Annotated in this window: 16 protein-coding genes; 7 read left to right on the forward strand and 9 right to left on the reverse strand. The window is 71.9% G+C overall.

The annotated features are described in order from the left end of the window. Nucleotides 1–425: 425 nt before the first annotated feature. From CW362_RS36605 to CW362_RS36615, 3 genes are all read right to left on the reverse strand, one after another. A complete protein-coding gene (locus tag CW362_RS36605; protein WP_103553924.1) occupies nucleotides 426–875 on the reverse strand; it encodes a hypothetical protein in 450 nt (149 codons plus the stop codon). A gap of 768 nt (nucleotides 876–1,643) precedes the next feature. Next, nucleotides 1,644–2,180, reverse strand: coding sequence for an RDD family protein (locus CW362_RS36610; RefSeq protein WP_103553925.1), 537 nt, complete (start codon nucleotides 2,178–2,180; stop codon nucleotides 1,644–1,646). Nucleotides 2,181–2,344: 164 nt separating this feature from the next. Continuing rightward, nucleotides 2,345–4,909, reverse strand: coding sequence for a hypothetical protein (locus tag CW362_RS36615; RefSeq protein ID WP_103553926.1), 2,565 nt, complete (start codon nucleotides 4,907–4,909; stop codon nucleotides 2,345–2,347). A gap of 729 nt (nucleotides 4,910–5,638) precedes the next feature. Here CW362_RS36615 and CW362_RS36620 point away from each other — a divergent pair. Both CW362_RS36620 and CW362_RS36625 read left to right on the forward strand, forming a co-directional pair. Then, the gene (locus CW362_RS36620; RefSeq protein WP_103553935.1) at nucleotides 5,639–6,625 is read left to right on the forward strand and encodes an ATP-binding cassette domain-containing protein; all 987 of its coding nucleotides are present in this window, start codon (nucleotides 5,639–5,641) and stop codon (nucleotides 6,623–6,625) included. Beyond that, entirely contained in the window at nucleotides 6,622–7,452 is an 831-nt protein-coding gene (locus tag CW362_RS36625; protein ID WP_103553927.1) for an ABC transporter permease, read from the forward strand. The genes CW362_RS36620 and CW362_RS36625 overlap by 4 nt, the downstream gene beginning before the upstream one ends. Nucleotides 7,453–7,487: 35 nt before the next feature. On the opposite strand, the gene CW362_RS45385 is transcribed toward CW362_RS36625, so the two are convergent. The 5 genes from CW362_RS45385 to phoU form a co-directional block, all read right to left on the reverse strand. Then, entirely contained in the window at nucleotides 7,488–10,634 is a 3,147-nt protein-coding gene (locus CW362_RS45385; protein ID WP_276313734.1) for an AfsR/SARP family transcriptional regulator, read from the reverse strand. Between the two features lie 130 nt (nucleotides 10,635–10,764). Further along, nucleotides 10,765–11,298 (reverse strand): HAD domain-containing protein, encoded by a 534-nt coding sequence (locus tag CW362_RS36635; protein WP_240658237.1) that lies wholly within the window; start codon nucleotides 11,296–11,298, stop codon nucleotides 10,765–10,767. A 136-nt stretch (nucleotides 11,299–11,434) separates the two neighbouring features. Further along, entirely contained in the window at nucleotides 11,435–15,139 is a 3,705-nt protein-coding gene (locus tag CW362_RS36640) for a helicase domain-containing protein (RefSeq protein WP_103553929.1), read from the reverse strand. A gap of 309 nt (nucleotides 15,140–15,448) precedes the next feature. Further along, a complete protein-coding gene (locus CW362_RS43915) occupies nucleotides 15,449–15,601 on the reverse strand; it encodes a hypothetical protein (RefSeq protein WP_167455652.1) in 153 nt (50 codons plus the stop codon). 280 nt (nucleotides 15,602–15,881) lie between these two features. After that, entirely contained in the window at nucleotides 15,882–16,571 is a 690-nt protein-coding gene (gene phoU / locus CW362_RS36645; RefSeq protein WP_103553937.1) for a phosphate signaling complex protein PhoU, read from the reverse strand. A 232-nt stretch (nucleotides 16,572–16,803) separates the two neighbouring features. On the opposite strand from phoU, the gene phoR reads away from it, so the two are divergent. Then, nucleotides 16,804–18,081, forward strand: a complete 1,278-nt coding sequence (gene phoR, locus CW362_RS36650) for a two-component system sensor histidine kinase PhoR (protein ID WP_103553930.1) — start codon at nucleotides 16,804–16,806, stop codon at nucleotides 18,079–18,081. 5 nt (nucleotides 18,082–18,086) lie between these two features. Beyond that, the gene (gene phoP / locus CW362_RS36655) at nucleotides 18,087–18,758 is read left to right on the forward strand and encodes a two-component system response regulator PhoP (RefSeq protein WP_466162299.1); all 672 of its coding nucleotides are present in this window, start codon (nucleotides 18,087–18,089) and stop codon (nucleotides 18,756–18,758) included. Nucleotides 18,759–18,925: 167 nt separating this feature from the next. Here phoP and CW362_RS36660 read toward each other — a convergent pair whose 3' ends face one another. Next, nucleotides 18,926–19,582 carry a copper chaperone PCu(A)C domain-containing protein gene (locus tag CW362_RS36660; protein WP_103553931.1) on the reverse strand — a complete coding sequence of 219 codons (657 nt, stop codon included), beginning with the start codon at nucleotides 19,580–19,582 and terminating at the stop codon, nucleotides 18,926–18,928. A gap of 724 nt (nucleotides 19,583–20,306) precedes the next feature. Between CW362_RS36660 and CW362_RS36670 the strand changes: the two genes are divergently transcribed. The 3 genes from CW362_RS36670 (at nucleotide 20,307) to ispF (ending at nucleotide 22,410) form a co-directional block, all read left to right on the forward strand. After that, complete coding sequence (locus tag CW362_RS36670) at nucleotides 20,307–20,789, forward strand: CarD family transcriptional regulator (RefSeq protein ID WP_003953493.1); 483 nt, start codon at nucleotides 20,307–20,309, stop codon at nucleotides 20,787–20,789. A gap of 354 nt (nucleotides 20,790–21,143) precedes the next feature. Beyond that, complete coding sequence (gene ispD / locus CW362_RS36675; RefSeq protein WP_103553933.1) at nucleotides 21,144–21,896, forward strand: 2-C-methyl-D-erythritol 4-phosphate cytidylyltransferase; 753 nt, start codon at nucleotides 21,144–21,146, stop codon at nucleotides 21,894–21,896. Continuing rightward, nucleotides 21,886–22,410 carry a 2-C-methyl-D-erythritol 2,4-cyclodiphosphate synthase gene (gene ispF / locus CW362_RS36680; protein ID WP_103553934.1) on the forward strand — a complete coding sequence of 175 codons (525 nt, stop codon included), beginning with the start codon at nucleotides 21,886–21,888 and terminating at the stop codon, nucleotides 22,408–22,410. Before ispD ends, ispF begins: the two co-directional genes overlap by 11 nt. Nucleotides 22,411–22,439 lie beyond the last annotated feature (29 nt).

The raw sequence follows: 22,439 nt of genomic DNA on the forward strand, positions 1-22,439 counted from the left end.
TGTGACGCGCCTCACACTCAAGGGCTGTCGCACGGTCAACTGCAGCCCCAACTCGCAGTGCTCCACCGGCTCTCCATGGTTGTGGTGGTGCTGCTTGTCCTCGATGGTCGGACCGACATCGCTGGCTCCTGGTGCATCGGATCGCTGCCTAGCCGAACAGCAGACGCTTTTGTTCGGATGTCTTCGCCCATCGAGTCGAGTTGACTGTCGGCCGCAAGGAGGTCGGCCTCTGGCCGGCTGAGTGTCTAACTGCGTGACAACGGTGACGGACCAGGACGGGCGAGTACAGACACCAGCGGACCATCACCACAGGTGAGCCGCGGCGCAACCCAAGGCAGGGCCCCCTCCAAAGTTGCTTCGGGGCGAAGAGGTCGCTCGGTTGAGGTGCGCCGCACGATCAGCGATACCGAGGCCGCGCAACGGCATCACCACCGGCGGCGGCGGATCTTACCCGTCTTGCGAATCTGCCGAGCAAAGATCTTGCCCGACTCAATGAGGTACCGCCCTCCATCAGACGTGCTCACCTCTATCTCCAAGATCCGGCGCTGAAGACGTGGAGGCAGGTGCGGGTACATGTCACAGCGTCTCTGCCTCCAAATGGTGATCGATGCGAGGGGGAGCAGATAGATGTTGCCGCGCTTGTCGCTGTAGTACAGGGTCCGATTGGTGAGTACGAAATCCCCGTCAGGGGCGGGGAAATGCGTCAAGATCTCGTCCGCTGATGCACCCTCAGGAGGCATCGGTTCCTGGCGGACGAGGTCGCCAGCGCTACTTGCGATGGGCGTCTCTCCCTGCTGAAAGCGATCTCCGAGCGTCTGAGTCCTGTCGGCAAGACGCTGAGCGAGCTCTGTCCTGGCTGTTTCCCGTATGCCCATTGGTGCCGGTCCTCCGTGTGCGGGACGAGTTGCGGCATCTTCTCGCGGTTGGAGGGCCCGTATCACGGTTTTGGCGAGTCGGCAGCTACTGGTTGCGACGGACTCCATGGCGCCACACCGCAGGGTCATCGCGGCAGGCGCACTTACCGCAGCGGCCTTCCCCCGCTGCACCACAACCGCACCAGATCGAGCGGGGAACAGCGGGGAATCACGGTGAAAGCGCCCGGCCCGAAGAGGCAAGGCCACGGCCGTTTGTACAGGTCAGCGCCACAACTGGTCAAAAATAATCCAGCTTCCCAAGCCGAGGGCTCGGGTGTTGGCGTCACGGGTCGGCCGTCGCGGCTTGTTCTGGTCGACGGCACCGACGGCGTGGCTGAGGCCCGCGGGGGCGGAGCGAGGCATACGCGTGCGTGGTCGGTCGGCGCACCCGCCGTCGTGGCTGACTGTCGTCGGCTGAGGTTCAGGCAGCGCGCATCGAGGGTGCCGACCGTCAGTCACGCGCGGCAAAGCTGGGCCGTCTCTGGGCCGTCCGAGGTTGCTCAACAATGGCCAATGACGACCAATGACGACGACCAGGCGCACGAGCCCACCGTCCCTGAGCTGGGGAGCGGCAGGTCGCCAAGATCTCCGGCAAGAACCAGGGCAAGAAGAAGTAACGCGACACCAGTAAGCCCCCGACCTGCGAGTTTCTCGCGGGCGGGGGCTTTTTGGTGGGGACGGGGTGCCCCTGGGCCGTCGGGCGTTCGGCCGGGCGGCGCAGGGTGGTGCTCAGACGGTGCGCCTGACGACGACCGAGCCGGCCATGGAGTCCACCAGGTTCTGCTTCTCGCTGCCGAAGAGCTTGAACAGGTTGACCCAGGCGGCTATGGACAGCGTGATCGCGCTGAGGAAGCTCATCACCACGCCGGCCAGCAGGAAGTTGCGGACGAACATCCCGCCCCAGGTCAGCCGGACGCCGGTGTCCTTCTTCACGATGCTCAGGCCCATGAGCTTCTGGCCCGGGTTCGCCGAGTCGGTGGACCAGGTGACCATGGCCCAGATCAGCCAGCCGATGCCCAGGGTGACGACCATCAGCAGCAGGTTCAGCAGGTAGGCGGCGAAGCGCACGCCGCCGCCGACGCGCAGTTCCTTCGGCACGGTCTGCGCGACGTACACGGCGTAACCCGACGCCTGGGCCGGGACGAAGGGCGCGGCGTGACCGGCGGGCACGGGCACGGGCGCGGGCCCGAAGCCCGGGGCCGGCGCGGCCGGGGCTCCGGGGGCGGCGGGAACCGGGGTCTCGACGGACGCCTTGTCCATGTTCATGGCGCTGCTCCTTGAAAGGTCGATGTGTTCAGGGGGTGAGGAAAAGTCGCTCGGGTGCTGCTCGGGTGCTGCTCGGGCGGGCGCGGGTGTGGTGGGGCGGGGTACCCCCCCCCCCCACACCCGCGCCCGTCACCGCGTGAGGAGTCGGTCGCGGCCGGAGCCGGTCACCATCCGTAGCCGGATTCGAAGGTCACGGCGGGGGAGGAGCCGGAGAGGTCGACGGTCGCCGAGAAGGAGTCCGTGCAGGTGTCCTTCTGCTTCTCCTTCTCGTCGTCCCAGTTGTCGACGCTGACCCAGCTCACCTTGAAGTCCAGGTCGCCGGTGACCGTCACGGCCCCGTCCTCGGCCAGCTCGGTCTCCAGCACCGGCTCCGACTGCTGGGTCCAGTGGACGTCCTCGGCCTCGTCGACCGAGGAGTAGTAGTTGTCGGGGCTGATCGGGCAGTCCTCGGGTTCGAGGGTCGTGCTCCGCTCCGCGCACTGCGCCAGCTCGGTGACCACGGCCTGCTGCGCGGCGTGCTCGCCCTCTGCGGTGAGGGCCGCGTCGAGACCGTCGGCGCTTCCGCTGTCGCCGGGGTCCACCACGACCGAACCGCCGCCACTGGCGGCGACGTAGCCGGAGTCCACGCCCTCGACGGTCACCGTGCCGGGAAAGACGGTGAGTTCGGCGGAGCCGTCCTCCAACGGCACCGTCACACCGTTCACCTTGGCCTCGCGCAGCAGGGAGGACGCCGTCACGTCGACCCGCGCCAAGCCGTCCGAGACCTTCCAGCGCCGCCACAGGCCGAGGTGCTTGTCCTCCTCGTCGGCGACCAGCAGCAGCGAGGTCTCGTGCTCATTCCCGCCCACCGAGTAGGAGACGGTGACGGTGGCCGTCGTGTCGGACGCGTCCACCTCGTCGACGCTCACGTCGGTCATCGGGGCGGCCTTCCGCTGGGCGGCCAGCGCGGCCTGCGTCAGCAGCCGGCCGGAGGGGGAGCCGTCGAGCAGTTCCAGGGCGTCCTCGGCGCGTCCGTCCGCGACGGCCTGGACGTAGTCCTCGGCAGCGGCCTCCGGGCCGTAGACCTGGGAATCGACGACCGCCCAGGCGGCCGTGCCGCCGCCGCCGAGCACGACGGCGACGATCAGGCCGACGCCGGTGAACCGCGCCCACTTCGCGTCGGTGGCCAGCGGAGGACAGGCCAGGGGCTCGGTCGACGCGCTCGCCAGCCGGGGCGGCACCGGGCGGCCCCTGCGGTGCGCGGCGTCGGCGAGCAGCGCGGCCCACTGCGGGTGCACGGGCAGACCGGGCAGCCGCAGCACCCGTGCACCCGCGGAGGGGAAGGCGCTCAGCAGCGGCCGGGTCAGGAACTGCGCCGCGACGAGCAGCAGCCCGCCCCACACCAGCGCCAGGAGCAGCGTCCCGAACACGCTCAGGCCGAGGGACACGGAACCGTGGGCACTGCCGCTGGCGCCGATGGGTCCCACCCCGAGGTCGACGCCCCCGTCGACCGTGACGCTCGGCCCGGACATGATGCCGAGCGGCGTCCACAGCACGGCCATGGCGACCGCGAACCTCCACAGGGTGCTCAGCGTGCGCTCCCGGGGGTCGTGGGCGAGCGCGTGACGCACCGCCGCGACGATCACCACCAGGGCGACGAGGAGCAGCAGCAGATAGGCGGCCCCGGGCATGCCACCGGTGAACAGGCCGGCCTTCACGTCCTTGAGCTGACTCGTGTCATCGCCTCCGAAGAGGGACTGGATGCTCGCGCTGCCGCTCAGGGAACTGCCGACCGTGACGCCCATGGCCACACCGGCCAGGCAGACGGCGGAGTTGACGAGGGTGAGCAGCGAAAGGCCGAGCGCGGCACCGGTGTTCAGGTCGTCGGTGTCGGCGAAGACCGCGTAGCCCAGCGTCGTCAGGGCGCCCAGGCCGAGCAGCACCGCGCTCACGGTGCTCGCGGCGATCCACGGGGACCGCCAGTCGCGCAGCCGGTCGGCGAGTCCGCCCGGCAGCGCGCCCGGAGCGCCGTTGCGGACGGCGGCACGGGCGGCGAGGTCGGCGAGGAAGACGAGGACGACGGTGTACGGAAGGAGCGGCCACACGGCGAGGCCCAGGTCGACCGACGCCGGCTCGAGTTCCTCGGTGTTCATCCCGAAGACGGCGGAGGAGTGGGTGGCCAGGGCCAGAACGGTCATGGCGAGGGCGTAGACGAGAGCACCGGTGGCGGACCGGCCCGCCACGCGGGCCCAGGTGTCCGCCGCGGTCCGACGCTCGTCGCGCCGGGCGAACCACCACACCGCGAACAGGGCGGTGCAGGTGAACAGCATCAGCTGCAGGGTGAGGCCGATCTCCAGCTGCCCGGAGAACCTGCCGGGCATCGAGTCGCCGAAGCCGCTGCCCGATCCGGATTCCCCGCCCCCCTCGATGGCCAGGCCCAGCGTGCCCCGAAGGGCCAGTCCGGCCACCCACACCGTGGCCGTCAGCCAGTCGCCCACCGTGCCGGTGTTCTTCTCGGGCAGGAACTGGGCGGCGACGGCGAGGACGACGAACAGCAGGCCGAGCTGGGTGCCCAGGGCCGACAGGGCGCCGACGGCCGCGGCCTTGGCGGACTGCGTGTCCGGCCGGACCCGGTCGAACCAGACGGACAGACGGCCGGGGGCCGTCGGGCCGGGCTGCCCGGGTGCCGGCTGCGGCGCGGCCGTCGGTGCGGGAGGTGCGGACGGCGGCGCGGGAGGTGCGGACGGCATCGGTGGCGGCGTCGTCGGCGCGGCCGCCGACGGAGCGGGTGCCACCGGCGTCCCGCAACCACCGCAGAACGCGTTGCCTGCGGCTATCGGTCCAGCGCAGGACGAACAGGTGCTCATGTGCTTCCCTGAAGGACTAGCGGCCCGGGGGCCTACGGGCGGAATCGCGCGAACTCCCCCGACCACCCGGTCGCATCACGGTGCCGGGCACCGGTCGGGGGGACCGGCATTCGGCATGCGGTCCGCTGCTGCGACCGCGCCCTGAGCGCCGAACCGACAAAGAAGTTCTTCACGTTGTGAAGATCCCGTGGTTGATGCGTGGGGCAATTGATAGCAGCCCCGGGCGACCGATGCAATGTGCATGTGTCGCCATGGTGGCTCTGACCGGTCAAAACGGCGTCAAAATCCCGACGGGGTGCGGCCGGTGACACATTCGACGGGGCATCCGGTGGGGCGGCCGCGCCTCCGTGAGGTCTTCACATGTCCGCCCGTGCGGTAGGGCGCGCCGTCACCCGAACGTCCCGATCCGTCCCGTGGCCGAACCCGGAGCGCGGGTGCCCGGCCCTGCCCCCGAGTGCCGCAGTCCCCCCACGGCTGTCAGGCCGCTGACAGCCGTGCCGGCGCCTGCCGGCGATCTGTCAGCGCCCTGACGGCGGGCCCCGGCAGGGTCTTCCTCGTCGGGAGCGGAGAGAACCGCGGAAGCGGACGAGCGAAGAAATGGGGAAGGCGCAGATGTCGTACGCCATCCGGGCCGAGGGCCTGGTCAAACGGTACGGGGACATGGTCGCGCTGGACGGCGTCGACCTGGAGGTGCCGGCCGGCAAGGTGATCGGTGTGCTCGGGCCGAACGGGGCGGGCAAGACCACCACCGTACGGATCCTGTCGACACTGCTGCGGCCGGACGCCGGCCGGGCCACGGTCGGGGGACACGACGTGGTGCGGGACCCGGTGCGGGTGCGCCGGCTCATCGGTCTCACCGGGCAGTACGCGTCGGTCGACGAGGACCTGTCCGGTACGGAGAACCTGGTGCTGCTCGGACGGCTGCTCGACCTGCCGAAGCGGGACGCGAAGGCACGGGCCGCCCGGCTCCTGGAGCAGTTCTCGCTGACCGAGGCGGCGGACCGGCCGCTCAGCACCTTCTCCGGCGGGATGCGCCGCCGGCTGGACCTGGCGGCGAGCCTGGTGGGCCGGCCCCAGGTGCTCTACCTGGACGAGCCGACGACCGGCCTCGACCCGCACGCGCGCGGCGAGGTGTGGGACGTGGTCCGGAGTCTGGTCGACGACGGTTCCACGGTGCTCCTCACCACGCAGTACCTGGAGGAGGCCGATCAACTCGCCGACAGCATCACCGTGTTCGACCGCGGCCGGGTCGTCGCCGAGGGACGCCCGGGTGAACTGAAGCGCAGGGTCGGCGGGCAGATCCTGCTGGCCCGTCCGTCGCTGCCGCAGGACGTCCCCCGGGTGGCCGCCATGCTGACCGAACTCACCGGTACCACCCCCGTCCAGGACGGTGTGAACGGGCTGCTGACCGTGCCCGCGGACGACCCCCTGCTGGTGTCCGCCCTCGCCCGCCGCCTGGCCGCGGACGGCATCGGCACCGACGAGATGGGGCTGCGCCTGCCCAGCCTCGACGAGGTCTTCCTGGCCCTGACCGGCCACCCCGCCACCACCGACGACGAGAAGAACGACGACACCACCGCCGAAAGGACCGCGGCATGAGCGCCCAGACCGTCTCCCCCGTCCACACCACCGGCCGGGCCGCCGCCCCCCTGCGCATCGGCGCGGTCCGCTCCCTGCGGCACAGCCTCGCCCTCGCCGGACGCGGCGTCACCAAGTTCATGAAGTCCCCGATGCAGCTCACCGACGTGGTGCTGACGCCGGTCATCTCCCTGCTGATGTTCGTCTACATCTTCGGCGGCGCGATTTCCGGCGGCGACGACGACGCCTACCTGAGGATGATCACCCCGGGGGTCATGGTGATGACCGTCTTCCAGGCGAGCATCGGCATCGGTGCCTCGCTCAACGCCGACGCGAGCACCGGGATGTTCGACCGGTTCCGGTCCATGCCGATCGCCCGGTCGGCGCCGCTCGTCGGCGCCGTCCTCGCCGACTTCGTGCGCTACGCGGTCTGCCTCGGCACCCTGCTGGTCCTCGCCCTGGTCATGGGTTACCGGATCGGGACGGACCCGCTGTCCACGCTCGCCGCGCTGGTCCTGCTCATCGGATTCGCGCTGAGCTTCTCCTGGCTGTCGGTGTACATCGGCATGTTCGCCAAGACCCCCGCATCCGTGCACGGACTGATGACGATCGTGGTGCTGCCGCTGACCTTCGCCAGCAACGTGTTCGTGCCCGACCGCACCATGCCCGGCTGGCTGCGGGCCTGGTCGAACGTCAACCCGGTCAGCCTGATGGCCGACACCGTGCGCGGACTGCTCAACGGCGGGGCGGTCGCCCATCCGCTGCTCGGCAGCCTCGGCTGGATGGCCGGCATGGTCGTGGTCTTCCTCCCGCTGGCGATGCGCGCCTACCGCAAGAACCTCGGCTGATCCACAACCGCCTTGTGCGGCAGAGCACTTGGACGCTACGAGGGCACCGGCCGGCCGACTTCCCCGGCCAGCCGGTCCAGCGCGTCCGGCCGTGCCAGCCCCGCACCCTCGTCGAACGCCGCCCGGTACTCCCGCTCGCCGAGCCGCCCCGTCAGCCGCTCGACGAGTTCGCGCAGCTCGGGTTCCCCCGCGTCGAAGGCGCCCCGCATCACCTGGCTCATGCCCAGCGAGCGTGCCGCGCCGACGGGGGAGCCCTCCAGCGCGAGCAGTCCGCCGAGCAGCTCCGCGACCCAGGCGAGACCCGCCCCCGCGCCCTGGGCCAGCAGCCCGCCGGCCGCCTCGGGCAGCAGGGCCCGCGCCCCGACGGCGTCGCCCGCGGCCAGCCGGTTCTCCACCCGGGTGCTGATGATCAGGTCCCGGGCCAGCTCCGCGGGGATGGACCGGCTGCGGACGAACGACTCCAGCGCGTCGAGAACCCGGTCGGCACCCGCCAGGTCGCCCTCCCTGCGGTGCAGATTGGCCAGGCCCGCCACGATGTTGGCCTCCAGCCGGCGATGCCCCCGCTCCCTGGCCCGGTCCTGGACCCACTCCAGGTCGCGCCGCGCGCCGGCCAGGTCGCCGCTGCGCCGCCGCTCGCGGGCCAGGCGGACCCGGCCCAGGTCCAGGTAGTCGTCGGTGCCGAGCTCCGAGCTGAGCGCGACCACCCGTTCGAACGTGGCGATGGCCTGTGCGTACGAGCCGCGCAGGGAGTGGTCGCGGCCGATCGGGAGCAGGCTCATCACCAGGCCCCACCGGTCGCCCACCTCCTCGAAGCCGCGCAGCGCCGCCAGCCGGGAGGCCTCGCCGGTGCGCAGGTCGCCCCGCTCGGTGAGGACGAAGTCGTACGCGAGGTGGGCACTGGCCCGCACCCACGGGTCGGGGGACCGGAGCGAGTGCGCCAGACGGTCCTCGGGGGACTCCGACTCGTCGCCGGAATCGGCGAGCCGGGAGATGCGGAACAGCAGTCCGGCCGGGTGGAACTCGCGGGCGCCCGCCGAGTCCACGTCCTCGATCAGCGAGCGTGCGCCGGTCGGCGCGCCCTCGAGGGCGCGCAGTTCCTCCAGTGCGGAATCCAGTCGGGAGCTCATGCCGCGCACGCCCCAGTACCAGGACAGCGCCTCGACGAACCGGGCGGCCGTCTTCCCGTCCCCGGCGTCCACGGCCGTTCGCAGCGCGTGCACCAGATTGGGGTGCTCGGCGTCGAAGACCGCGATCGCGTCGAGCTGCCGACCGGTGCGCAGCCGGGGTTCGTGCTCCTGGGCGAGGGAGAGGAAGTACCGCGTGAACGGGCCGGTGAGGTCGTCCCCGGAGGCGTCGAGCCGGGTGGCCGCGTAGGCGCGCACGGTCTCCAGCATCCGGTAGCGCGGCTCGCCGTCACCCGTGTCCGAGGAGTCGACCAGCGACTTCTCGATGAGCGCGTCGAGGACGTAGAGGATGTCGTCGGCGGGAAGCGCCGCGTCCGCGCAGACCGTTTCGAGGGCGGCGAGCGTCGCTCCGCCGGGGAACGCGGACAGGCGGCGGGCGAGGATCCGTTCGGGCGTCTCGAGCAGGTCCCAGCTCCACTCGACGACCGCGAGCAGGGTGCGCTGGCGCGGCAGGGCCGTGCGGCTGCCCGAGGTCAGCAGCCGGAACCGGTCGTCGAGGCGGCGGGCGACCTGGCCGACGCCCATCGAGCGCAGCTTGGCGGCGGCCAGCTCCAGGGCGAGCGGCAGCCCGTCGAGCCGTCGGCAGATCTCGACCACGGAGCCGACCGTGGTGTCGTCGAGCGGGAAACCCGGACGGACGCTCCCGGCCCGGTCGACGAACAGTCGCACCGCGGCCGACCGTGCCGCCTCGGCGGGCTCCGGCAGGCCGTCGGGAACGTCGAGCGGGCCGAGATGGCACAGTGCCTCGCCGTCGATGGCGAGGGGTTCCCTGCTGCTGGCCAGGATCCTCAACTGCGGCAGGCGCTGAAGGAGCCGGCCGGCGAGTTCGGCGGCGGCGTCGACGATGTGCTCGCAGTTGTCCAGGACGAGGACGGCGTCGCCGATGTCGAGGAGTTCCGCCATCCGGTCGACCGGCGCGGCGTCCTGGGTGTGCCCGGCGTCGTAGAGACCCCCGACCGTGGAGCCGAGCGCGCCGAGCACCGCGTCCGCCAGCTGACCGGGCGCGCCGACCTCGGCGAGCGGCACGAACCAGACACGGCCGCGCTCCTGGGCCCGGTCCCGGCCGACGGCTTCCAGGGACAGCCGGGTCTTGCCCGCGCCGCCGGGACCGACGATCGTGACCAGACGGGACGAGGCCATCAGAGCGGCCAGCCGGCCCAGTTCGCGCTCGCGGCCGACGAAGCTGGTCAGCCGGGCCGGCAGCCGGCTCGCCGCCGTCTGCGGCCGGGGCGCTGCCGGACGCTCCAACTCCCCACGCAGCAGGGCGAGATGGGTCTCCTTGAGGCCGGCCGACGGATCGACGCCCAGCTCGTCGGCGAGCCGCTCCCGGATCTCCTCGTACGCCGCGAGCGCGTCCGACTGGCGGCCCGCCGCCCACAGCGCCCGCATCCGCAGCTCGGCCAGGCGCTCGCTCAACGGGGCGGCGGCCGCCGCGGTGCCCAGGTCGGCGAGGATCTCCGCGTGCCGGCCGAGCCGTAACTCGGCCTCGAAGAGGTCCTGGACCGCCGCGGCCCGCAGGTCGTCGAGGCGGGTGACGACGGCGGCGGCGAAGGGCGCCTCCCGCACGTCGGCGAGGGCCTCGCCCCGCCACAGCCCCAGCGCCCCGCGCAGCACGGCCGCCGCTTCGTCGTAGTGGCCCTCCGCGCACCGCTTGCGGCCGTCGGCGGCCAGTTCCTCGAACCGGGCGGCGTCGACCTCGATCGACTCGTCCGCGGTGAGCCGGTAACCCCCGGAGGTGGACTCCACCCGGGCCGTGCCGCCCAGCGCCCTGCGCAGCCGTGACACCAGGGACTGGAGCGCGTTGCCCGCCTCGGCCGGGGGTTCCCCGCCCCACAGGCCGTCGACCAGCGAGTCCACGGACACCGGGCGTCCGGACTCCAGGGCGAGCCGGGCGAGCAGCATGCGCAGCCGGGTCCCCGAGACCGCGGCCGTCGGCGCACCGTCGGCGCCGTCCCCGTCTCCCCGCACCTGGACCGGGCCCAGCAGAACTATCCGCACGACATCCCCCATGATCAACCGGCGATCCGACACAGCATCCAGCACGGGCCGTGCCCGGTAAAGGCCGGTGACGGGGACACCGGGCGAGAACCGCGGGACGAGAAGGCGTCCGGGCGCGGCCGGCCGGGTCCTAGCCGCCCGTCGCGCGGGAGCGGTCCGGTACGGCGGTACGGAGCCAGTGGGCGAGCGCGGAGAAGTCGTCCTCGGCCAGGCCCTTCGACGGGTCGACGCGGTGGAGCAGGGAGGGGCCCTCGTACTGCGCGGCGACCCAGAGCCGGTCCACGGCGCCGATCTCGTCGTCGACCCAGATGAACGGGCGACCGCCGGCCCGCTCGACGAGGGTGCGGGTCTTCCAGTGCAGGCCCCGCGGCCCCGTCTCGGCGGAGGCCTCGGGCCATTCCACCACGGGCAGCCGGGGCAGTCCGATCCGTGGGCCGACGGACTCGTTGGCCTCGTCCATCCACGTCGTGGCCCACATCAGGTCGCACCCCAGCGCCGTCAGACACGGGCCCACGGCGGGGTCGAGCCTGCCGAGCAGCGGATTCCCCCGGTCGGGGAGCGCTTCGGCGCCGGATGCCGGGCCGGGGGTCCCGTGGCGGGTGGACGAAGGGCCGAACGGGATGAGGGGCCCGTCGACGTCGAGGAAGAGGATCGGACGTTCCACCGTGGGTTCCCTGGTCTGCCGGGGAGGGCGGGCCGCCGTCCCCGGCAGACCAGTCAACCGGCGGGCCGAGCCGTGGTCAATGCGCCGATCAATCGGGCCGGCAGGAAGCCGGCCCGTCGCTCCGCCGGCCCGTCGGTCAATCGGCCAGGCGCAGGGCGGTCCGTACGTCCGGGCCGTGCCAGCCCGCCGCCGTCCGCCATACGACGTGCACGCCGAAGGCTTCCCGGATCGCGTCGGGAGCCCAGTCCTCCGTGGGCGGCTCGGACAGGACCAGGTACCGGGTGTCCGCGGAGCGCGCTTCCGCCCGGTCGAGTTCCATGAGACGGACGGCTCCCGCGCGCAGGTGCGGGTAGCCGGAACGGCCGGTGCCGAGCACCTCGTAGCGGAAGAAACCGTCCGGGCTCTCCAGGACAGCGTCGGAGATCCGGGAGTCCGAAGGCCACAGCCCCGCCCGCAGGAGCGCCGCCTTCAGTTCGTAGCGCACGGCCTCGTGCGTGTTGCAGTCCCGGTCGGCCTGGACCTCGACGGCCAGTCGGCTCGCGAGTGCCCCGCTCCAGGACGGCGCTTCCTCGGACGGGGCGGGCTCGATCTCCAGGAGTGCGGCAGTGTTCATGGGGTCGGTGTCCTTCTGTTCGAGTGGTCGGCGAGGCTGGGGGAGTGGGGGCGTGATCGTCCCGGGAGGTGGCATTTCCGGTTCCGTCGTGGGTGCGGGTGCGGGTGCGGGTGTGGGTGCGTGTGCAGGCTCGGGTTCGGTCCGGGGGGCGGTCTCGCCCTTGACCTTGACCTCGCTCTCGACCTCGCTCTCGACCTCGCTCTCGCTCTCGCCCTCGCCCTCGGTCGAGGGGCCCGTCCCGGTCGGCGTCCCGGTCTCGGGACCGGTGTGGAGCCGGTGGCGGAGTTCGTCCCGGGCCCGGTCGAGGGTGTCGGCCCAGTGGCGGAACACCGGGTCGTCCGGCAGGGCGGCCCGCAGGCCGGAAGCGTCCGACCCGATCGCCTGCCGGGTCCGCCGGGCCAGGTCCGCCAGATCGCTCAGCCGGTCGCGGTCGGCGGACCCCAGCAGACGCCAGACGCTCAGCCAGTCGACCCGGTCGCGTCTCAGACAGCGGGCGGCCATGCCCTTCAGCTCGGAGAGCAGGGCCGTCGTCTCCGGCGGGGGCGTGCCGGCGCCGTGGGCGATGTCCCGCAGGACGCCGAGCGCGGCCTCGTAACGGGGGGCCATCCGGGAGGAGATGGGGCGGCGGCCGAAGTCGCCCGCCGAGACCAGGCTCAACTGGCCTTCGTTCCGGGTCACCCAGCCGTCCAGCCGGGAGCCCGTGGCCGGGGTGGGTTCGCCGTGGCGCGGGACGAGGAGGACGGTTCGCTCGGTGGCGGGCGCGAGGACCTTCACTTTCAGGTGGGACCCCGGGCCGGGGCCGAGCACCCGGACCTCGACGGGTGTGCCGACCGGCAGGTCGTCGCCGCAACCGTTCTCGGTGGAGGCGCGGAGGGCGGAATCGCCCGTCCCGGGCGCCGGCCGAGTCGTGGTGGGTGCCGGGCAGGCGTACGCGGACATGGCCTCGCCGTCAGTGGCGTCGTCCGGCGTGCCGAATTCCGGCGGCAGCGGTGTCGTGTGCAGGACGGTCAGCGTCTGGGTGCTGCGGGACAGGGCGACGTACAACTGGCGCAGCCCGGCGGGACCGCGGCCCGCCATGACCGTCGGCTCCAGCACCAGGACGTGGTCGAACTCCATGCCCTTGGCCTGGGCGGCGGGGAGCACGGACACGGTCCGCAAGGTCTCCTCGGTCATGCCGTCCACGAGGTCGACGCGTCGGCGGATCTCCTCCTGCCAGTCGGAACCGTCGGGGACGATGACCGCGATCGACCGCGGGGTGCGGCCGTCGTTCGTGCCCGCGAGCAGCGCCGTACGGGTCGCCGCGTCGTCCAGCAGCTCCCAGGGGGTCGTGGGGACGAGCCGTACGGCCCCGTCGCCTGCCCTTCGTACGGCTGTCGGGTAGGGCAGGGAGGGGGCGATGGCCCGGGCCAGGGGCGCAACGAACTCCATGACCTCCGCGGGGACGCGGTAGCTGGTGTTCAGCTCGGCCACGCGCCAGTCGCCCTGCGCGGACAGGATTCCGCCCAGCTGTTTCCAACTGGTGTAGGAGTGCGGTCCGGTGGCCTGGGCCAGATCGCCGAGCACCGTCATCGAGCCGGTCGGGCACCGTCTGCGCAGCGACCGCGCCTGCATCGGGGTGAGGTCCTGCGCCTCGTCGACCACGATGTGCCGGTACCTCCGCGGGGTCTCGCCCGCGATGAGGAAGCGCAGCTCCTCGAGGCAGACCAAGTCGTCGATCGTCCAGGGCTCTTCGGTGGCGCTGTCGGCCTTCTGCCGTTGCAGGGAGCCCTGTTCGTCCTGGTCGAGGATCCCTTCGGCGCACTCGCGCAGTCTGGTGGGGGAGTTGAGCAGACCGCGCAGCGCCTCCTCGGGGCTCAGCGCGGGCCAGGTCCGGTCCACGAGCGTGGTGACCTGCCGGTTGCGCTCCAGCTCGCGGCGCACGGTCGCGTCCCTGCCGCGGTGCGGGGCGACGCTCACGAGTTCGCTCAGCAGCCGGTCCACCAGCAGGGTGCGGAACCGGTCCCGGCGGGCCCGGTAGCCCTCGGTCGCCTCGCGGGTCCCCTGGAGGAGACCCAGGACCTCCGAGCGCGGCAGGCGCAGGGAGGTGCCTCCCACGACCACGACGAAGGCCGGCTCGTCCTGGGCGTGGGAGGGGGCGGAGACGACGGTGTCCAGGGCCTCGGGCCGGCATTCGCTCTCCACCCGCCGGCGCAGTACGGCCGCCATCCGCTCGTCGGACTTCACCAGCCGCGCGGTGGGGGAGTCCGCGCCCCGGACCTCGCCCTCCCAGAGGCGGGCGAGCTGTACGGCGGTGACGTTCCGGGTGCCGAGGGTCGGCAGGACGCGCCCCACGTACTCCAGGAAGTTCTGGTGCGGGCCCACGACCAGGATGTCCTGGGCGCGGAAGTGGTCGTTGCCGACGAGCCAGGTCACCCGGTGCAGTCCGACCGCGGACTTGCCGGTGCCGGGTCCGCCCTGGATGACGAGGACGTCCGTGGGGGAACCGGTGACCAGCGCCAGCTGGTCGCGTCTGATCGTCTCGACGATGTCGCGCATCCGGCCGCTGCGGGAGCGGCGCAGCTCCCGCAGCAGGAACTCGTCGACCGGCTGGGGTCGGTGCCGGCGCCGGCCCGGGGGCTGGCGCTGTGCCGGGATCGTGCGCGGCCGTGCGTGGCGGCCCCCGGCGGGCGGGGCGGTGGTGCCGGCCGTCTCCTCCGGGGAGCCGTCACCGTCCAGGGGGTCAGGGCCGCCCTGGCCTTCGGGGGCTTCCAGGGGCTTCGGCGCGGAGTCGGGGTACGGGCCCGCGGGCGGGGTGATCTCGTCCAGGAAGTCCTCGACGAGGCGCCCGGCGCAGTGCAGCCGGCGTCTCAGGAGCACGTCGCCCGGTGTCTCCGGCCGGGCGTTGTACCAGCTCACGGCGATCGGGTTGGTCCAGGAGACCACGACCTGATCGCGTGTCTCGGTGTCGAAGACGTGGCGTCGTCCGACGTAGAACGTCTCCGGCTCGGCGTCGTCCGTCTCCTGGACGTCGACACGGCCGATGACCAGGGCCTCGCCCCCGAGACCGCCGTACTCCTCCGCCGCGCCCTCCGCCTTCTCGCGGACCGCGATGCCGTCCTTGCCGCTCGCGGAAGCCGTGGCCGTGGACGGCGACGTCATCTCCGCGAGCCTGGCCTCGTAGCAGTCGTAGGCGCGGTCGACGGCCTTCTGTTCGATGGCGATGACCGCGTCCCGTGGTGTCGTACTCACGTGTGTCCCCTCCTGGCGACGCGCTTCGCGCCGCCGCGGGCCAGGGCCCGCCTCCCCTGTCCCAGAGGTAGCAGAGTTCGTCGGTCAGACCACGGTCAATCGGACAACAGCGCCACAATCGAGCAGATTTCGGTCGTTCCCGTGCGCATCCGGTCCTCGCGTGCACGTCTTCGCGTGCACGTCTTCCCGCGACGGGCCGTGCCGTGGATCGCGGGGCGGGCCGCGAGCCGGGGCCGGTGCCGGACGGCGGCGGGCAAAGGGGAAGGGCCCCGTCATGGTGACGGGGCCCTTCCGGACGTACGTACGTGATCAGCCGCACTGGCAGGGATTGCCCGACTGGCAGCCGCAGCCGCAGCCTGAGCCGCAGCCGCAGGCGCCGAACAAAGGGAGGCTCTTGATCTCGGCGGGCTGTTGGGTGTCGCGGTCCTGGGTCGGGTCGGGCGTGCTGGGGGATTCGGCCATGGGTCCCTCCTTCAGGCACGGGGGCGTCCGGCGCACCCCGCGCCGCACGGCTCCTGTCGCCCATCTCATGCCCGGTCCGGCGGGCGCATCAACGGCGCACTGAGGCGTCCCACGCGCCCGGAACGCGAATCCCGCGCCGGGCGGACGTCCGCCCGGGGGCGCCGCCCGCGTCCCCGGGGGCAGCCGTGTCCCCGGGCAGTGCCCGGCAGGAGCTGCGCGTTTCTCCTGGTCCCTGCCAGGCAGGGGGTGCGCGTCTCTCCCGGTCCCCGCCCGGCAAGGGCTACGCGCCCTCCACCCCCGTGACCGGCTGGATGTCCGACTGGAGGTCGTCGGCGTGTTCGCCCGTGACCAGGTAGACGACGCGCTTGGCGACCGAGACCGCGTGGTCGGCGAAGCGCTCGTAGTAGCGGCCGAGGAGGGTCACGTCGACGGCCGTCTCGATGCCGTGCTGCCACTTGTCGTCCAGCAGGTGCTGGAAGAGCGTGCGGTGCAGGAGGTCCATCTCGTCGTCGTCCTGCTCCAGCTGCATCGCCAGGTCGACGTCCTTGGTGATGATGACCTCGGCGGCCTTGGCCATCAGGCGCTGGGCGAGCTGGCCCATCTCCAGGATCGTGGCGTGCAGGTCGTGCGGGACCGCGCGGTCGGGGAAGCGCAGCCGGGCCAGCTTGGCCACGTGCTGGGCCAGGTCACCGGAACGCTCCAGGTCGGCCGACATCCGCAGCGAGGTGACGACGATCCGCAGGTCCGTGGCCACCGGCTGCTGGCGGGCCAGCAGGGCTATCGCGCGGGCCTCCAGCTCGTGCTGGAGATCGTCGACCTTCTGGTCCGCGGCGATCACGCTCTCGGCCAGCTTCAGGTCGGAGTCGAGTATGGCCGTCGTGGCGCGCCCGATCGCCGACCCGACGAGCCGGGCCATCTCGACCAGGCCGTCGCCGATCGAGTCAAGTTCCTCGTGATACGCGTCACGCATGTGGTCGTCCCTCTCGTACGTCAGCTTCCGGGGTCCGGGGTCCGGGGCCCGGCAGCCGCGGCCGCCGGAGGGACCCGTGAACCCCACGCTCCCACGTTCGGGGCCGTACGCGTCCGTTTCCGGCATCTCAAGTGAATCAGTACTAGCTACTGGGTGAACTCTGGGCGACGAGTGTTCGAGCTCGTACGCGGATGGCTGTGGCCAGGAGCGACGGCATGCCTAACCTGGGTGCATGGACGTGAACGCGGCGGTCGCCGCAGCGGCAGCGATCGCCGGAGTGCTCACCGGCGTCATCGCCATGCTGGCGTTCCGCTGGAGCGAGCGCGACCAGAAACGCCCCACCCGCACCTCCCTGCACACGGACGCGGTGCTTCCGCCCGGTGTCGACACCGTGCTCTCCGTGCTCCGGTCCTCGGCGGTCGTGCTCGACGAAGCGGACGCCGTGGTCAAGGCCAGCTCGGCGGCGTACGCCCTCGGCCTGGTGCGCGGCGGCAAACTGGCCGTGGAACCGATGCTCAACATGGCGCGTGACACCCGTCGGGACGGGGAGATACGCCAGGTGGAACTGGACCTGCCGAGAAGGGGCACGGGCCGGGGCGAGGCACTCGCCGTCTCGGCCAGAGTGGCTCCCCTCGGATCGCGGCTGGTCCTCCTCCTCGTGGAGGACCTGACGGAGGCGCGCCGCATCGAAGCCGTGCGGCGGGACTTCGTCGCGAACGTGAGCCACGAGCTCAAGACCCCCGTCGGAGCGCTCTCCCTGCTCTCCGAGGCCGTCATGGACGCCTCGGACGACCCGGAGGCCGTCGAGCGCTTCGCCGGACGCATGCAGATAGAGGCCACCCGGCTCACCAACCTCGTCCAGGAGCTCATCGACCTGTCGCGGGTGCAGAACGACGACCCGCTGGAGGACGCCGAGCCGGTCCGGGTCGACGAGCTGGTGGCCGAGGCGATCGACCGCTGCCGCCACCAGGCCGGCACGAAGCAGATCACCATGGCCGCCGGCGGCACCGCCGACCTCAGCCTGTGGGGGAACCGGGGCCAGCTCGCCGCGGCCCTCGGCAACCTCGTCGAGAACGCCGTCAACTACTCGCCCGCCCGCACCCGCGTCGGGATAGCCGCCCGCCGGGTGACCGCGCCCGGCGGGGAGCACATCGAGATCGCCGTGACCGACCAGGGCATCGGCATCTCGGACAAGGACAAGGAGCGCATCTTCGAGCGCTTCTACCGGGTCGATCCCGCCCGCTCCCGTGCCACCGGTGGCACGGGCCTAGGGCTGGCGATCGTCAAGCACGTGGCCGCCTCGCACGGCGGGGAGGTCACGGTGTGGAGCTCCGAGGGTCAGGGCTCCACGTTCACCCTGCGGCTGCCGGAGGCGAGCGCGGCCCGCGAGCGCGTCACCGATCACCACATGCCCGGACTCGACGAAGAGGACGAGTCCGGGCAGCCCGACGGGACGACCACCGTCACATCCCCGTACGAACCGCTTCCTGCCCCGGAGGTCCTTCCGTGACCCGTGTGCTCGTCGTCGAGGACGAGGAGTCGTTCTCCGACGCCCTGTCGTACATGCTTCGCAAGGAGGGCTTCGAGGTCGCCATCGCGACCACCGGGCCCGACGGCCTGGACGAGTTCGAGCGCAACGGCGCCGACCTCGTCCTCCTCGACCTGATGCTGCCGGGGCTGCCCGGCACCGAGGTCTGCCGTCAGCTGCGGGGCCGCTCCAACGTCCCGGTGATCATGGTCACCGCCAAGGACAGCGAGATCGACAAGGTGGTCGGACTCGAAATAGGAGCCGACGACTACGTCACCAAGCCCTTCTCCTCCCGTGAGCTGGTCGCCCGCATCCGGGCCGTCCTGCGCCGCCGCGGGGAGCCGGAGGAGGTCGCCCCGGCCGCCCTGGAGGCCGGTCCCGTCCGGATGGACGTCGACCGTCACGTCGTCACCGTCTCCGGCGGCAAGGTCGACCTCCCGCTGAAGGAGTTCGACCTCCTGGAGATGCTGCTGCGCAACGCGGGCCGGGTGCTGACCCGGATGCAGCTCATCGACCGGGTCTGGGGCGCCGACTACGTCGGTGACACCAAGACCCTCGACGTCCACGTCAAGCGCCTGCGCGCGAAGATCGAGCCGGACCCGGGCGCGCCCCGCTACCTGGTGACGGTCCGCGGTCTCGGTTACAAGTTCGAGCCGTAGGCCGGCCCCGTCGCCCGGCGGCACGGCACGGCGGTAAGCCGAAGGGCGGGACCCCTCTTTCCGGGGGTCCCGCCCTTCGGCGTGGGTGCTGCTGTGCGTACGGGCCGCGCGGCGGGCGCGCCGGGCCGTGCACGGCCCGTGCACGGGCCTTCAGTGCGCGCCCGGCGTCACTGCTCCGCGGACGCCGACGCGGTGGCCTCGGAGCTCGACGACTCCGTGCTGCCGGGCTTGCCGGACGCGGACTCCGACGGCGACGGGGAGCCCGTGGCCGACTCGGACGGCGAGGTGGCCGGGGAGGCCGGCGCCGACGGGATGTCGCTCGGGCCCCACTTGGTGAAGTAGCTCTCGGCCGGGACGACGAAGGCGCCCAGGCTCACGTCACCGGTCTCGCTGAAGGAGAAGGTGACCTTCTGGAGGCTGCCGTTCAGGACGGTCTGGGAGGGGCTGGTCAGCGCCGCGGAGGCGTTGCCCTTGCCGCCGAGGACGATCGAGCCGCCGGCCGGGACGGTCAGCTTGCCCTTGCCGCTCGCGGGCGTGAGCTGGGCGGTGCCTTCGCCCTCGACGCTGATCGAGTCCAGGGTCTGCGCGGTGGTGCCGTTGTTGAACAGCGTCGCGGAGATCACCGCCGGACCGGTGGCCTTGACGTCGGGCTGGGTGATGACGAGCGCGTTCTGGACCTTGATGACGCCCACGGAGGTGGCCGCGTTGTCCGGCTTGATCTCCTGCGTCTGGGCGTCGTTGCCGGCACCACACGCGGCGAGCGAGGCGATCGAGAACGCGATGACGGCGGCGGCGAGAGTGCCGCGTCGAAGGCTGCTGCTCACGGCGGCGGCAACTCCTTGAACGTGGGCGAAGCAGGACGACCTCTGTGTAAAGCCGCCCTAAGGGTCTGTCAGCGGCCTTAGGTTACCGATCCGTTCCCGCGTGACCGCACCCGACCCTCCCCAAGCCGCCGACTTTGCTCTCCCCAGGGGAAACGGGGGCGCGCCCGGGACGGCCGGGCCGGGCCGGCGGGACGTGCGCCCGCGGGCTCCGTTGCGCCGGGTGTGCGCCCCGTCGGCCATGTCCCGCTCCGGCGGCGCGTCCGCTACTTTGATCGCGCCCGTCCGTCATTCACATAAGTTCCGCAGACTGTTCCGCCGACTTCGCCTTGCGCATTTCGCGGAATGAATGCCCGGCCCTCCAGGAAAAGGATCACGGGGTCGTCGAGGGCCGATGAGCAGGTGATCACCGAACTTCTTGATCAATTCCAGATTCGTCTCGCACTCGACTCCGTCCGTCGAACGGAGTAGCGGAAGTCGCGCTCCTGGAGCAGGACAAAACGGGATGTTCAGACCCTGGCGACGGGCTCCGGGTGTGTGTAACGTACGCGTTTCACTCCGCATGGACAGCCGCTCCGACCTGCGAATACCCTCTTCCGCTCGCCCCTCGCAGCACGTTCCTGTTGCGGTTGTCAAGCCCCGAGATATGCCCTGACCTGCGAAAACGCCATTCAGAAGACGCCGTTTCCGTGTTACTCTGGATAGCCACGGAAGGGGTACCTGTCACATGACGTTCAAGGTTGGCGACACCGTGGTCTATCCCCATCACGGGGCCGCGCTGATCGAGGCCATCGAAACTCGTCAGATCAAAGGCGTGGACAAGACCTACTTGGTGCTGAAGGTCGCCCAGGGTGACCTGACGGTACGTGTGCCAGCGGACAATGCGGAGTTCGTCGGCGTGCGTGATGTGGTCGGTCAGGACGGGCTGGACCGGGTCTTCGAGGTGCTGCGCGCGCCGTACGCCGAGGAGCCCACGAACTGGTCGCGTCGCTACAAGGCAAATCTGGAGAAGCTCGCCTCCGGCGATGTCATCAAGGTCGCGGAAGTCGTGCGTGACCTGTGGCGTCGTGAGCGCGAGCGCGGACTCTCCGCAGGTGAGAAGCGCATGCTCGCCAAGGCGCGCCAGATCCTGGTGAGCGAGCTCGCCCTCGCGGAGAACACCAACGAGGACAAGGCCGAGGCCCTGCTCGACGAGGTGCTCGCGTCCTGACGCCGGCTCAGTCGCCGAGACGCGGACCGTCTTGACGCACGCCCAAGCCTGCGCAGCAGCGCAATGAAATGCCGCGGTGCCCGATGACGCAATTACTGTATTGCTGTCGCCGGGCGCTGCGGCATGTTCGTACCCGCACCCATTCGGTAAACCGGACGTTCATCCGGCATCGGCTTTCCCGCGGTATACCGGCGTATCCGATACTCGGGATGCCGACCCGGACACCCGACTTGACCGGATGTCACGGAAGGGTCCGGTCAAGGCGTCGCGCCCGGCGCTCCCCCAGCTCTCCGAGCAGGGGGTACCCCCAGGCCATACCCATCCCGGTCGAGCACACAAACCTGACAGGAACCGATGTCTGACGTTTCGCTCCCTTCGCCGCCGGAGGCCCGTACCGCGGCCGTGATCCCGGCCGCCGGACGAGGTGTGCGCCTCGGCCCGGGCGCCCCCAAGGCGCTCCGCGCGCTGAACGGCACGCCCATGCTCATCCACGCGGTCCGCGCGATGGCCGCGTCGCGCGCCGTCTCCCTGGTCGTCGTCGTGGCCCCGCCGGACGGCGCGGCCGAGGTCAAGACGCTGCTCGACGCCCACGCGCTGCCCGACCGCACCGACTTCGTCGTCGTCCCGGGCGGTGACAGCCGCCAGGAGTCCGTGAAGTACGGGCTGGACGCGCTGCCGCCCGGCATCGACATCGTCCTGGTGCACGACGCGGCCCGGCCGCTCGTCCCCGTCGACACGGTGGACGCCGTCATCGAGGCCGTACGGGACGGCGCCCCCGCCGTCGTACCGGCGCTGCCGCTCGCCGACACCGTCAAGGAGGTCGAGCCCGCGGCCGTCGCCGGGGAGGTCGAGCCGGTCGTGGCCACCCCCGAGCGGGCGCGGCTGCGTGCCGTGCAGACGCCCCAGGGTTTCGACCGCGAGACCCTTCTGCGGGCCCACGAGACCGTCACCGACGACGTGACCGACGACGCGAGCATGGTCGAGCAGCTGGGCGTGCGGGTCGTGGTCGTGCCGGGCCACGAGGAGGCGTTCAAGGTGACGCGCCCGCTGGACCTGGTGCTGGCCGAGGCGGTTCTCGCACGGCGGAGGCTGAACGATGGGTTCTGAGACGCCGGAGCGGACGGCTGGTCAGGGCCCGGTCCCGGTGCTCCCGCTGGTCGGGATCGGCACCGACATCCACGCCTTCGAGGAAGGGCGGGAGCTGTGGTGCGCCGGCCTGAAGTGGGAGGGGGAGGGACCCGGACTCGCCGGGCACTCCGACGCCGACGTCGTCGCGCACGCCGCGTGCAACGCGCTCTTCTCGGCGGCGGGACTCGGTGACCTCGGGGCCCACTTCGGCACCGGGCGCCCGGAGTGGTCCGGGGCGCCGGGGGTCGTGCTGCTGAGGGAGGCGGCGCGGATCGTCCGCGAGGCCGGCTTCGTGGTCGGCAACGTCGCGGTCCAGGTCGTCGGGCCCCGCCCGAAGATCGGCAAGCGGCGGGACGAGGCGCAGAAGATCCTCTCCGAGGCGGTCGGGGCGCCGGTGTCGGTGTCGGGCGCCACGACGGACGGGCTCGGGTTCCCGGGCCGCGACGAGGGTCTGATGGCGGTCGCCACGGCACTGGTCGTGCGGGCGGGCTGAGGGCGCCGGCTTCCGGGGCGCTCTCCCCG

Source organism: Streptomyces populi, assembly GCF_002911015.1.
Lineage (GTDB): Bacteria > Actinomycetota > Actinomycetes > Streptomycetales > Streptomycetaceae > Streptomyces > Streptomyces populi.

Bases quoted from the DNA above. Each gene is read 5' to 3' on its own strand.
- phoU (WP_103553937.1), bottom strand. From the start codon at position 16,571: ATGCGTGACGCGTATCACGAGGAACTTGACTCGATCGGCGACGGCCTG.
- CW362_RS36625 (WP_103553927.1), top strand. From the start codon at position 6,622: ATGAGCGCCCAGACCGTCTCCCCCGTCCACACCACCGGCCGGGCCGCC.
- phoR (WP_103553930.1), top strand. From the start codon at position 16,804: ATGGACGTGAACGCGGCGGTCGCCGCAGCGGCAGCGATCGCCGGAGTG.
- CW362_RS36670 (WP_003953493.1), top strand. From the start codon at position 20,307: ATGACGTTCAAGGTTGGCGACACCGTGGTCTATCCCCATCACGGGGCC.
- ispD (WP_103553933.1), top strand. From the start codon at position 21,144: ATGTCTGACGTTTCGCTCCCTTCGCCGCCGGAGGCCCGTACCGCGGCC.
- CW362_RS36605 (WP_103553924.1), bottom strand. From the start codon at position 875: ATGGGCATACGGGAAACAGCCAGGACAGAGCTCGCTCAGCGTCTTGCC.
- ispF (WP_103553934.1), top strand. From the start codon at position 21,886: ATGGGTTCTGAGACGCCGGAGCGGACGGCTGGTCAGGGCCCGGTCCCG.
- CW362_RS43915 (WP_167455652.1), bottom strand. From the start codon at position 15,601: ATGGCCGAATCCCCCAGCACGCCCGACCCGACCCAGGACCGCGACACC.
- CW362_RS36615 (WP_103553926.1), bottom strand. From the start codon at position 4,909: ATGCCGTCCGCACCTCCCGCGCCGCCGTCCGCACCTCCCGCACCGACG.
- CW362_RS36620 (WP_103553935.1), top strand. From the start codon at position 5,639: ATGTCGTACGCCATCCGGGCCGAGGGCCTGGTCAAACGGTACGGGGAC.
- CW362_RS36610 (WP_103553925.1), bottom strand. From the start codon at position 2,180: ATGAACATGGACAAGGCGTCCGTCGAGACCCCGGTTCCCGCCGCCCCC.